We start from the raw sequence: 13,412 nt of genomic DNA, 5'->3' as shown, positions 1-13,412 counted from the left end.
CTAAATATACATATTATTATGTATAAATTATTTTAATATAGTATTAAAATCTCTGTTAATTGAAATTATATAATTGTAGTTCGATATCTTGACACTTCTTAGTTTTAAAACGTACAATTGGACTGTATGATTGTTATATAATTCATTAAAATCATATTTATTTTGATATAAAGAGCAAATCCTAGAAAAAGGGGGGTGTTTATGTGAATTTATTAGACCTCCTACTCATTTTGCTAGGTATTATTCTGGGAGTTGTTGTAGGGTATTTTAGTGCCCGTAAATTGCTACATCAAAAGCAATTACAAGCAAGACAAACTGCCGAAGATATCATCGATCAGGCGAATAAAGAAGCTGAAAACCTAAAAAAGGAAAAACTGCTTGAAGCCAAAGAAGAAAATCAGTTGTTAAAAGAACAAAGTGAAAATGAACTTCGTGAACGACGAGGAGAACTTCAAAGGCAAGAAAGTCGCCTACTTCAAAAAGAAGAAAATTTAGAGCGTAAATCTGATTTGCTTGATAAAAAAGATGAAATTTTAGAGCAAAAAGAATCTAAACTTGAAGAAAGACAACAACAAGTAGATGCAAAAGAGAGTAGTGTTCAATCATTAATAAATAAACATGAACAAGAATTAGAACGCATCTCTGGTCTCACTCAAGAAGAAGCAGCTAATGAGCAACTTAAACGAGTTGAAGACGAATTGTCACAAGATATTGCAATACTTGTTAAGGAAAAAGAGAAAGAAGCCAAAGAAAAAGTCGATAAAAATGCAAAAGAGTTATTAGCAACAACGGTACAACGACTAGCTGCAGAACATACTTCAGAATCTACAGTATCGGTTGTTAATTTACCTAACGATGAAATGAAAGGACGGATCATTGGTAGAGAGGGTAGAAATATTAGAACACTCGAGACACTTACTGGTATTGATTTAATTATCGATGACACACCAGAAGCAGTTATACTATCAGGATTTGATCCAATCAGACGTGAAATTGCTAGAACAGCATTAGTCAATCTCGTTTCTGATGGTAGAATACACCCAGGACGCATTGAAGATATGGTGGATAAAGCTCGGAAAGAAGTAGATGATATTATACGTGATGCAGGAGAACAAGCGACATTTGAAATAAATGTACACAATATGCATCCAGATTTAGTTAAAATCTTAGGTCGTTTACAATACCGCACGAGTTATGGACAAAATGTGTTAAAACATTCAATTGAAGTGGCACATTTAAGTGGCATGCTTGCTGCTGAATTAGGAGAAGATATAACTTTAGCCAAAAGAGCTGGCTTATTGCATGATGTTGGTAAAGCCATCGATCATGAAGTAGAAGGTAGCCACGTAGAAATTGGTGTTGAATTGGCTAAAAAATATAATGAAACTGAAACAGTGGTTAATGCTATTCATTCACACCATGGAGATGTTGAACCAACATCTATTATTTCTATTCTAGTAGCTGCTGCTGATGCATTATCTGCTGCAAGACCTGGTGCTCGTAAAGAAACTTTAGAAAACTATATTAGAAGATTAGAGCGCTTAGAGACGTTATCGGAAAGCTATGATGGCGTAGATAAAGCATTCGCAATTCAAGCTGGTAGAGAGATTCGAGTTATTGTTTCACCAGATGCTATAGACGACTTAAAATCACATCGCTTAGCAAGAGATATAAAGAGCCAAATTGAAGATGAACTTCAATATCCTGGTCATATAAAAGTGACAGTTGTTCGTGAGACTAGAGCAATTGAGTATGCAAAATAAAAACGGTTGCCTTTAAGGCGACCGTTTTTTATTAATATCAATATGCTTTCTAAATTGTACTAAAAAGTATATGGATACTAACTTAATTCCAGATCAGTAACTTTAACTTCTTGGATTACTTCTGCCGTATCGTAACAATTTGTAGAAAGATTAGCGTACCTTTCAGCTAAACGATATGCATTGATATATAATTCAAGACTGTCTTTTGCAATGTCTTCTGCATCCTCACTTTTCGATGGATTGGCTGAAACTACTAAATTTGCAAACTTTTCTGGATCAATGTTAATTGACATGTATAACTTACAACTCCTATATATTTGTTTTCAATACTCTACTTATATAAATACCACTTAGCCAAATTTTAAAACTAAATTTAACTATATCATTTTAATTATAATCCTTTTCAATATGTTTAATATACATTAAACTAACAATATGAGAGGATGAACTTGTAATGAGAATATTATTTATTGGAGATATAGTTGGCAAAATTGGACGTGAAGCCATAACAACATATTTACCAAAACTGAAACAAACATATAGACCGACTGTAACTATCGTAAATGGTGAAAATGCCGCACACGGTAAAGGTCTGACTGAAAAGATTTATAAACAATTGCTTCGTGAAGGTGTAGACTTTGTAACAATGGGAAACCATACTTATGGTCAACGTCAAATTTATGACTTTATAGAAGAAGCGAATAGAATGGTCCGACCAGCTAACTTTCCTGATGAAGCACCAGGTGTAGGTATGCGTTTTATTCAAATTAATGATATTAAATTAGCTATTATAAATTTACAAGGTCGTGCCTTTATGCAGGACATTGATGATCCATTTAAAAAAGCTGATGCCTTAATAAAAGAAGCTCAAGCAGTTACCGATTATATTTTTGTAGATTTTCATGCTGAAACAACATCAGAAAAAAATGCTATGGGTTGGTATTTAGATGGTCGAGTTAGTGCGGTAGTAGGTACACATACACACATACAAACTGCAGACGAAAGAATTTTACCTCAAGGTACGGGTTATATTACCGATGTCGGTATGACAGGGTATTATGATGGAATATTAGGTATAAATAGAGATGAAGTTATTACTCGTTTTATTACAAGTTTGCCACAACGTCACGTCTTGCCAGATGATGGTAGAAGCGTGTTATCAGGTGTAGTAATAGATATAGATAAAAATGGACGTACAAAGCACATAGAGCGTGTGTTAATCAACGACGATCATCCCTTTAACTAACTATCGTCCATTAGTATGAATTTAAATAACTACCATTCTATACATAGTAATAGAGTGGTTTCTTTTGGTATTATAAAATATGAACTATTTTTCCACTAGGAGGCAAGATGATATGAGATCACAAATATCATGGAAAGTGGGCGGTCAGCAAGGCGAAGGAATTGAATCAACAGGAGAAATTTTTGCCACTGCTATGAATCGTAAAGGATATTATCTCTACGGCTATCGTCATTTTTCAAGTCGTATTAAAGGCGGTCACACAAATAATAAAATTCGAGTATCAACAACACCAGTACATGCTATTAGCGATGATTTAGATTTACTCATTGCATTTGACCAAGAAACAATTGAAGTCAATCATCATGAAATGAGAGAAGATAGCATTATTATAGCTGACAGTAAAGCTAAACCAGAAAAACCAGAAGATTGTCGAGCGCAACTCATAGATTTACCATTTACTGCAACAGCGAAAGAACTTGGTACTGCATTAATGAAAAATATGGTAGCAATTGGTGCTACATGTTCAATTATGAATATTGATACTACTGTCATAGAAACTTTAATTACAAACATGTTTAGCAAAAAAGGCGATAAAGTAGTTGAAATGAATATTCAAGCATTGCAAGAAGGCTATCGCCTGATGCAAGAACAACAAAGTACATTAATTGGTGATTTTGAATTAACAGATACTGCGGAGCAACCGCATTTATATATGATTGGTAATGATGCGATTGGTTTAGGCGCTTTATCTGCAGGATCAAGATTTATGGCTGCTTATCCAATTACACCAGCATCAGAAATTATGGAGTATATGATTGCCAATTTACCAAAAGTTGGTGGAACTGTAGTACAAACAGAAGATGAAATTGCTGCAGCTAACATGGCAATTGGCTCCAATTATGCTGGAGTGCGTGCATTTACAGCAAGTGCCGGACCGGGATTATCATTGATGATGGAAGCTATTGGATTGTCAGGTATGACCGAAACACCATTTGTGGTTATTAATACACAACGTGGTGGTCCATCTACAGGATTGCCGACAAAGCAAGAACAATCAGACTTAATGCAAATGATTTATGGTACTCATGGAGATATACCAAAGATTGTTGTTGCGCCTACTGACGCTGAAGATGCTTTCTATTTAACTATTGAAGCATTTAACTTAGCTGAGGAATATCAATGTCCTGTTATTGTTTTAAGTGATTTACAATTATCATTAGGAAAACAAACAGTAAAACATTTAGATTATAATAAAATTGAAATTAAACGTGGCGCTTTATTACAGTCTGATATTGAACGCGATGAAGATGATAAACTCTACTTTAAACGCTATGCTTTAACAGAAAGTGGTATTTCACCTAGACCGATTCCTGGTTTGAAAGGTGGTATACATCATGTCACTGGAGTTGAGCATAACGAAGAAGGTAAAACGAGTGAAGCAGCTAATAACAGACAACAACAAATGGAAAAACGTATGCGTAAAACACAACATTTACTCATTAATAATCCAGTTGATATAGATGAACAACATGATGAAGCAGATATTTTATATATTGGATTTATATCAACTAAAGGGTCAATTGCTGAAGGTAAAGAACGTTTAGAACAGCAAGGTATAAAAGTAAATCATTTACAAATCAGACAATTACATCCTTTCCCAAATGAACTTGTGCAGCAAGCAGTAAATAAAGCATCAAAAGTAATAATTGCTGAGCACAACTATCAAGGACAGTTAGCAAATATTATTAAAATGAATGTGAATATAGGTAATAAATTGGTAAACCAGACTAAATATGACGGTACACCATTTTTACCTCATGAAATAGAAGAAAAAGGTTTAGCAGTGGCTAAAGAAATAAAGGAGCTGGTTTAAGTGGCAACATTTAAAGATTTTAGAAACAATGTGAAGCCCAATTGGTGTCCAGGATGTGGAGATTTCTCAGTGCAAGCTGCGATTCAAAAAGCAGCAGCAAATGTTGGTTTAGAACCTGAGGAAGTTGCAGTTATTACTGGTATTGGTTGTTCTGGACGTTTATCAGGCTATATCAATGCATACGGTGTACATGGCGTGCATGGTCGTTCATTACCATTAGCACAAGGCGTGAAAATGGCAAATAAAGATTTGACTGTAATTGCATCTGGCGGCGATGGTGATGGTTATGCTATCGGTATGGGTCATACAATACATGCATTACGTCGAAATATGAATATGACATATATAGTTATGGACAACCAGATTTATGGTTTGACTAAAGGACAAACATCGCCATCATCCGCTCCTGGTTTTATTACTAAATCTACACCTAAAGGTAATATTGAACAAAATGTAGCTCCTTTAGAGCTAGCTATCTCTTCTGGAGCGACGTTTGTAGCACAAGGATTTTCTAGTGATATTAAAGGTTTAACGAAGATGATAGAAGAGGCAATTAACCACGATGGATTTTCTTTTGTCAATGTGTTTTCTCCATGTGTGACATATAATAAAGTTAATACGTATGACTGGTTTAAAGAAAATTTAACGAGCATAGAAGATATCGAAGATTATGATGCTACAGATAAGCAAAATGCAATGCGTAATATTTTAGCTTACGAATCTTTAGTTAAAGGAATCGTATATCAAGATAGTGAAACACCTTCTTATGAATCGCAAATTGACGAGCTAGGTGAGACGTCACTAGCTAAAAAAGATATTCACATTGATGAAACACAATTCAATGAATTAATTGAGCAATTTGTCTAAGAATAATAATTGATGAATTTTACTATTTAAAAATGCCCAAGTAAATTTGTGTATAATATCGCTACTAAAGATAAATGAATAGTGATGACATGAATTAAAATATTACTAATATAGGAACGACCTATGAAATCAACGCGATTAAATTGATTTTGTAGTTGCGTTCCTTCTTTTTAATGTGAAATAAATTTCGTATAATCAAATAAACATTACATATAAGGAGCACAAGTTATGGTAGATAAATATACATCAATGACTGAACTATTTCAGCAAACAAGTGCTCAAGAAGATTGGGAAATTGAGACTATAAATAGAGACAGTCACGTACTTGTAGCTGCTATACACGGTGGTGCAATTGAAAGAGGAACGAGCGAAATTGCACAATTGATTGCACAACTAGGTGGTTATGATTATTATAGTTTTAATGCTATACGCCCTAATAAAAACCATGAACTACACGTGACTGCGAATCATTTTGATGATCCATTATTACTATCTATGGTGAGAGAAAAGGAGCATGCTTTATCCATTCATGGGTGTATGGGTGACAAACCAGAAATATATATTGGCGGTAAAGATAGCACTTATATTGAGCGAATTAAATCTAAATTAACGGCTCAGGGTGTGGTTGTTAAAGATGCGCCATCGCCAATAGCGGGAAAGCATGCTGATAACTTTGTTAATCAAAGTAAACGCCAGCAAGGTATCCAATTGGAATTAACTGTTGCATTTAGAAAAGCATTGTTTAAGAATCGTCAGTTTAAAGAGCAAGATAGAGTGAATAAAGATAACTGGGCACCGTTTATGTATCAAATCGCACAGGCACTAGTTGAAGTTTATCAATATGAATAAAGCAATATATCGATTGTGTTAATTCGGTCTATTATTGCTAAGGGGGTATCTTTAATGGATACATTTCGCACAATGACTGAATTAGAAAATGCAACTACTAAAAATAAGGATTGGGACATCATAACACGTGATGTGAAATCAGCGGTGTTAATTGCAGCTATTCACGGTGGCGGTATCGAACCGGGAACTACAGAAGTATGTGATTTAATTGCAGAAAAAGGACATTATAGCTTTTATACTTTTAAAGGATTACGACGACAAAAAAATGTCGAATTACATGTCACCTCTCGCCATTACGATCAATCCACTATGCAAGTTATGGTATCGAAAGTGTATCAAGCAGTAGCAATTCATGGTTGTATAGGTGATGAATCAATTGTGTATATTGGTGGTAAAGACAAATCACTTATGGCTTCAATTGAGCAGTTGTTAACTAAAGCTAACTTTAAAGTAGCTAAAGCGCCTGACCATCTATCGGGTAAACATGATGATAATATTATTAATTACACACAGCAAAATGCTGGAGTGCAATTAGAATTAACTACAGCATTAAGACAAAGTTTTTTTAAAGATTATAAGTTTAATAGAAAACATCGTGAAAGTAGAGATAATTGGAATCACCATATGTATGCATTTGCAGATGCTATCATCAAAGCTATTGAAACCAGTAATAAATAATATTAGTGTAAAATGAAATATTTATGTCAATATAGAACTGTAAGTAAGCATAGTACGGCTTGCTAAAATAAAGGAGTTTTGCGCTATTACTCAATCTGCTTATTTGGTACACTGGAGAAGAATATTACTGTTTTGAGAGGGGTTAATGATATGGATGATACGTTAATGAGTGTTCAAATTATACCAAAAACGCCAAATGGAGAAGATGTTATCCCATATGTTGATGAAGCAATAAAAGTCATAGACGATTCAGGACTTGATTATAGAGTTGGACCACTTGATACGACAGTGCAAGGGGATATGAATGAATGCTTAATATTATTGCAAAAACTGAATGATCGTATGGTAGAATTAGAAGTTCCTAGTATTATAAGTCAAGTGAAATTTTATCATGCACCAGAGGGCATTACGATTGAGACGTTAACAGGAAAATATGATGAAGTTTAAACAGCAAGTAAAGATAAGCATTTTACTTTAGTGAGTAATAGACAAATACGCGCAGTGTACAATTAATGTATAAATGAGTAGCTGATAATTCATTTTGCATAAGTGGACGACATTTAATATAATAAAAGAATGATTAAGGGCATGTATAAAGTGTATTGAGTTTTAACGTTAATGAAGTGCGCTAATTGTAACAAATGTGGGCGTAGACTACTTTTAGGCACAAGTCAATATGTGAAATTATAATTAACTATATTATAAACGATTTAGGTGTTATAACGGTGTTATAGCACCTAGTAATATTTCACTAAACAAACTCATAAACACTTTGGCTACAGAAAGGGTTTTTTAAGTGAATGAAGAGCAAAGAAAGCAATCATCTATAAACATTTTAGATGAGCGCGATAAGAAAGCAGAGAAAGAAACGAAAGATTATAGTAAATATTTTGAACATGTTTATCAGCCACCAAGTTTAAAAGAAGCTAAAAAACGTGGTAAGCAATCAGTACAATATAACGACGATTTTAAAATTGAAGAAAAATATAGAAATATGGGGTTAGGACGTACCTTTTTAATCAAAACATATGGTTGTCAGATGAATGCACACGATACAGAAGTTATGGCTGGAATTTTAAGTGCCTTAGGTTATCAAGCAACAGATGATATCAATACAGCTGATGTTATATTAATAAATACTTGTGCGATACGTGAAAATGCGGAAAATAAAGTATTTAGTGAAATAGGTAACCTTAAACATTTAAAACGAGAACGCCCAGATGCCTTAATAGGTGTATGTGGCTGTATGTCTCAAGAGGAATCTGTAGTAAATAAAATTTTAAAATCTTATCAAAATGTTGATATGATTTTTGGCACACATAATATTCATCGTTTACCTGCCATTTTAGAAGAGGCATATTTATCAAAAGCTATGGTTGTTGAAGTGTGGTCAAAAGAAGGCGATGTAGTAGAAAACTTGCCTAAAGTACGTGCAGGTAATATTAAAGCTTGGGTTAATATTATGTATGGATGTGATAAATTCTGTACTTACTGTATTGTACCTTTTACTCGTGGTAAAGAACGCAGTAGACGACCAGAAGATATAATTGAAGAAGTGAGAGGCTTAGCTAGAGAAGGCTATCAAGAAATCACATTATTAGGTCAAAATGTTAACTCTTATGGCAAAGATATCGAAGGAATTGACTATGGTCTTGGAGATTTATTAGAAGATATTTCTAAAATTGATATACCTCGTGTCCGATTTACGACTAGTCACCCATGGGATTTTACAGATCGCATGATTGATATTATTGCTAAAGGTGGAAATATTGTTCCACATATTCATTTACCAGTACAATCTGGTAATGATGCAGTATTGAAAATAATGGGACGTAAATATACACGCGAAAGCTATCTAGAATTAGTGAATAAAATTAAAACAGCGATTCCAGATATCGCTTTAACAACAGATATTATTGTAGGTTATCCGAATGAAACTGAAGCACAATTCGAAGAAACATTGTCGTTATATGATGAAGTTGAATTTGAACATGCTTATACGTATATATACTCTCAAAGAGATGGTACTCCGGCAGCTAAAATGAAAGATAATGTACCACAAGATGTGAAAAAAGCACGTTTACAAGCATTGAATAAAAAAGTGTCATATTACTCAGAACGTGCTATGAGTAAATACGAAGGTGAAATAGTTCAAGTATTATGCGAAGGTACAAGTAAAAGAGATGATACTGTTTTATCAGGTTATACTGATAAAAACAAATTAGTTAACTTTAAAGCACCCAAATCAATGATTGGTAAAATTGTAGATGTAAAAATTGACGAAGCGAAACAATACTCATTGAATGGTACGTTTGTACAACAAACTCAAAAAACAGTGGTGATGCCATAGTGTATAATAAAGAGCAAATATTAACCGAAACGGATTTCATTGTCCAACAAATTCAAGATTTAGACACAGTTAAAGACTATCAACAGGTGGAACGCCAAATTCATCAAAATGATCAAATCGAATCAAAAATGCAAGAATTAAAGAAAAACCAAAAGCAATCAGTGAATTTGCATAACTATGGTAAAATGAATGCATTAAAACAATCTGAAGATAAAATTAGTGATATTGAATCAATTATTAATACTATGCCGATAGTTGAAGAATTTCGTTCATTGCAATATGATGCAAATGATTTATTGCAAATGATGATTAGCACGATGGAAGATGAGTTGAACCAATTAAATGATTCAACTAACAACCAAAAGTAATAAGTAACATCATGGAAAGGGTGAACACAGTTGAATACAAAAAAATTAACTATTACAGCAATGTTGATTGCCATCAATGTTGTGCTAAGTAGTGTAATAATTATCCCGTTAGGGCCAGTGAAAGCTGCACCAATACAACATTTAATTAATGTATTATGTGCTGTTTTCGTTGGACCATGGTTTGGCCTAGCTCAGGCAGTTATTTCATCTACTTTACGTATGATTTTTGGTACAGGCAGTGTGTTTGCTTTTCCAGGTAGTATGATTGGTGTCTTATTAGCTAGTGTATTTTACATTTACCGTAAACATATCTTTATGTCAGCTATTGGTGAAGTAATAGGTACAGGAATTATCGGTAGTTTAATATGTATCCCACTTGCTTGGATTGTAGGTTTACAACATTTTGCTATTAAACCCTTAATGATTGCTTTTATTGTATCAAGTATGATTGGTGCCATAATTAGTTATATCATTTTAATGATGTTGAAGAAAAAAGGAATTTTACAACGATTTTTATAGAACATGAAACTAAACGGAGTTCATATACATATATTGGAATCACACTTTAAATTTAATGTATTGAAAGTGTAATCAATGTATGTCGTGTGACCTTCGTTTTTTTCATATTTTAGTAATTTAACTTAGGTGAACACGGTTTTGTTAAAATGGGCTTGCTTGTTTATTTATGTTAAAATTTAAGAGTTAAATATTAAAAGGTGTGGCTACAATTCCACTTAACATATAAAATACGTGATAAATGTAAACATAGAAGACTGAATAAAGGATTGTGAAAAAATAACATGGCTAATGAAACTCCAATGATGCAACAATATTTGAAAATTAAAGCGCAATATCAAGATTGTCTATTATTTTTTAGACTAGGTGATTTTTATGAAATGTTTTTTGAAGATGCAAAAGAAGCATCTCGTGTATTGGAAATTACATTAACTAAACGTGACGCCAAAAAAGAAAATCCGATACCTATGTGTGGTGTGCCTTATCATTCTGCCGATAGTTATATTGAAACATTAATTAATAATGGCTATAAAGTGGCGATTTGTGAACAAATGGAAGATGCTAAATTGACCAAAGGTATGGTAAAAAGAGAAGTTGTCAGAGTAGTGACTCCAGGTACAGTAATGGAGCACGGTGGTGTGGATGACACTCAAAATAATTATATACTAAGTTTTATTGAAGATGAAACGAATTTTGCACTTAGTTATTGTGATGTTTCAACAGGTGAACTAAAAGTTACACATTTTACAGATGAAGCGACATTAATCAATGAAATTACGACAGTTAATCCTAATGAAATAGTAGTTCATAAGCCAATAAGTGATAGTTTAAAAAGACAAATTAGCTTAACTACGGAAACAATTACAGTCGTAGATACAATTACTGATATGATGTATAACGTAAATCAATTGCAACATCACACTATGTATTATACAACGCAGTTGTTACTAGACTACATCCATCATACACAAAAAAGAGACTTATCTCATATTGAGACAGTAGTAACTTATGAAGCTATTAACTTTATGAAAATGGATTTTTACGCGAAGCGAAATTTAGAATTAACTGAAAGTATTAGATTAAAATCTAAAAAAGGTACGTTACTCTGGCTTATGGATGAAACGAAAACACCTATGGGTGCGAGACGATTAAAGCAATGGATAGATAGACCGTTAATAAATCATCAACAAATAGAACAACGTTTAAACACTGTTGAACAGTTCTTAAGTCATTTTATCGAACGAGATACACTGCGTGGCTATTTAAACCAAGTGTACGATATCGAACGTTTAGTTGGACGTGTAAGCTATGGCAATGTCAATGCGAGAGATTTGATTCAATTGAAGCATTCGATTATGGAAATTCCGAATATAAAAACGTTATTGAACTCTTTTGATAATCAAATGAGTGAACAATTTCTCAAATTAGAACCATTAGATGATTTGTTACAGTTGTTAGAACAAAGTCTAGTAGATGAACCACCTATTTCAGTTAAAGATGGTGGGTTATTTAAACAAGGATTCAACTCACAATTAGATGAATATTTAGAAGCCTCTCAAAATGGTAAAACATGGTTAGCAGAGCTTCAAGCTAAAGAACGACAACGCACAGGAATTAAGTCACTGAAAATTAGTTATAATAAAGTGTTTGGCTATTACATTGAGATTACACGTGCTAATTTACAAGGCTTTGATCCTGAACAGTATGGATACAATAGAAAACAAACGCTTTCCAATGCAGAACGCTTTATCACTGATGAATTAAAAGAAAAAGAAGATATTATTTTAGGTGCGGAAGATAAAGCTGTTGACTTGGAATATGAATTATTTACGCAGATTCGTGAACATGTAAAATCTTACACTGCGCAACTGCAACAACAAGCTAAAATTATTTCAGAACTAGATTGTTTACAAAGCTTTGCAGAAATTGCACAAAAATACAATTATGTCCGTCCTACTTTTAGTGAAGATAAAACTTTGCAACTTAATGATTCTAGACATCCTGTCGTGGAACGTGTAATGGATTATAATGATTATGTACCTAATGATTGTACATTAGATCGAGATACATTTATTTATTTAATTACAGGCCCTAACATGTCAGGTAAATCTACGTATATGCGTCAAGTAGCAATAATTAGTATCATGGCTCAAATGGGAGCTTATGTGCCGTGTAGTAGTGCTGTGTTACCGATATTTGATCAAATTTTTACACGTATTGGTGCCGCAGATGATTTAGTATCCGGTAAGAGTACATTTATGGTGGAGATGTTAGAAGCACAAAAAGCGTTAGCAAATGCAACAGCAGATAGCTTAATTATTTTTGATGAAATAGGTCGAGGTACTTCCACATATGATGGTCTTGCATTAGCGCAATCTATGATAGAGTATGTGGCGCATACTTCTCATGCTAAAACATTATTTTCAACGCATTATCATGAATTAACTACATTAGATCAAACATTAAAATGTTTAAAAAATGTGCATGTAGCTGCAAATGAATATAATGGTGAATTAATCTTCTTGCACAAAGTAAAAGATGGTGCAGTTGATGATAGTTACGGCATACAAGTAGCACAATTAGCCCATTTACCTGAAGCGGTTATAGAACGTGCTCAAGTTATATTAAATGCTTTTGAACAACATGATACAGTAACAGGACCAACTATCGCTTACGATAATGCAGCAGCAACGACAACTGATGAAAATAATGTTACTGATGATAGTCATAACTCAGATCGAGATGATCAGTTTGAACAAGCTACTTTTGATTTATTTGATGTACCACAAACAGAAAGTGAAGTAGAAATAGCCATTAAACAGTTGAATTTATCTAATATGACACCTATTGATGCATTGGTTAAGTTGAATGAATTACAAAATCAATTGAAATAGAGGTGGAA

Annotated in this window: 12 protein-coding genes; 11 read left to right on the top strand and 1 reads right to left on the bottom strand. The window is 33.4% G+C overall.

From position 1 onward, the window contains the following. Positions 1–203: 203 nt before the first annotated feature. Entirely contained in the window at positions 204–1,763 is a 1,560-nt protein-coding gene (rny, locus tag CD036_RS02850) for a ribonuclease Y (protein ID WP_002511012.1), read from the top strand. 77 nt (positions 1,764–1,840) lie between these two features. Here rny and CD036_RS02845 read toward each other — a convergent pair whose 3' ends face one another. Continuing rightward, positions 1,841–2,056 (bottom strand): hypothetical protein, encoded by a 216-nt coding sequence (locus CD036_RS02845; RefSeq protein ID WP_002511013.1) that lies wholly within the window; start codon positions 2,054–2,056, stop codon positions 1,841–1,843. Positions 2,057–2,217: 161 nt separating this feature from the next. On the opposite strand from CD036_RS02845, the gene CD036_RS02840 reads away from it, so the two are divergent. The 10 genes from CD036_RS02840 to mutS all read left to right on the top strand — a co-directional run bounded on the left by CD036_RS02840 (position 2,218) and on the right by mutS (position 13,404). Beyond that, complete coding sequence (locus CD036_RS02840) at positions 2,218–3,009, top strand: TIGR00282 family metallophosphoesterase (RefSeq protein ID WP_002511014.1); 792 nt, start codon at positions 2,218–2,220, stop codon at positions 3,007–3,009. A gap of 112 nt (positions 3,010–3,121) precedes the next feature. Beyond that, positions 3,122–4,882, top strand: a complete 1,761-nt coding sequence (locus CD036_RS02835) for a 2-oxoacid:acceptor oxidoreductase subunit alpha (RefSeq protein WP_021458844.1) — start codon at positions 3,122–3,124, stop codon at positions 4,880–4,882. Next, positions 4,883–5,749 carry a 2-oxoacid:ferredoxin oxidoreductase subunit beta gene (locus CD036_RS02830; protein ID WP_103387942.1) on the top strand — a complete coding sequence of 289 codons (867 nt, stop codon included), beginning with the start codon at positions 4,883–4,885 and terminating at the stop codon, positions 5,747–5,749. Between the two features lie 228 nt (positions 5,750–5,977). Further along, the gene (locus CD036_RS02825) at positions 5,978–6,598 is read left to right on the top strand and encodes a poly-gamma-glutamate hydrolase family protein (protein WP_002511016.1); all 621 of its coding nucleotides are present in this window, start codon (positions 5,978–5,980) and stop codon (positions 6,596–6,598) included. 54 nt (positions 6,599–6,652) lie between these two features. Next, complete coding sequence (locus CD036_RS02820) at positions 6,653–7,276, top strand: poly-gamma-glutamate hydrolase family protein (protein ID WP_002511017.1); 624 nt, start codon at positions 6,653–6,655, stop codon at positions 7,274–7,276. Between the two features lie 150 nt (positions 7,277–7,426). Beyond that, positions 7,427–7,723 carry a thiamine-binding protein gene (locus CD036_RS02815; protein ID WP_002511018.1) on the top strand — a complete coding sequence of 99 codons (297 nt, stop codon included), beginning with the start codon at positions 7,427–7,429 and terminating at the stop codon, positions 7,721–7,723. Positions 7,724–8,072: 349 nt separating this feature from the next. Further along, the gene (miaB, locus tag CD036_RS02810; RefSeq protein ID WP_021458842.1) at positions 8,073–9,626 is read left to right on the top strand and encodes a tRNA (N6-isopentenyl adenosine(37)-C2)-methylthiotransferase MiaB; all 1,554 of its coding nucleotides are present in this window, start codon (positions 8,073–8,075) and stop codon (positions 9,624–9,626) included. Next, entirely contained in the window at positions 9,626–9,994 is a 369-nt protein-coding gene (locus CD036_RS02805; RefSeq protein WP_021458841.1) for a YlbF family regulator, read from the top strand. Before miaB ends, CD036_RS02805 begins: the two co-directional genes overlap by 1 nt. A 30-nt stretch (positions 9,995–10,024) precedes the next feature. Beyond that, positions 10,025–10,513: an energy coupling factor transporter S component ThiW gene (thiW, locus tag CD036_RS02800; RefSeq protein ID WP_002511022.1), complete on the top strand. Its 489-nt coding sequence runs from the start codon at positions 10,025–10,027 to the stop codon at positions 10,511–10,513. A gap of 281 nt (positions 10,514–10,794) precedes the next feature. Continuing rightward, the gene (gene mutS / locus CD036_RS02795) at positions 10,795–13,404 is read left to right on the top strand and encodes a DNA mismatch repair protein MutS (protein ID WP_103387941.1); all 2,610 of its coding nucleotides are present in this window, start codon (positions 10,795–10,797) and stop codon (positions 13,402–13,404) included. Positions 13,405–13,412: the final 8 nt, after the last annotated feature.

The sequence above is a fragment of the Staphylococcus arlettae genome, from assembly GCF_002902345.1.
GTDB lineage: Bacteria > Bacillota > Bacilli > Staphylococcales > Staphylococcaceae > Staphylococcus > Staphylococcus arlettae.
Note: the sequence above shows the minus strand (reverse complement) of the source record. Positions and strands in the feature narration are given on the sequence as shown.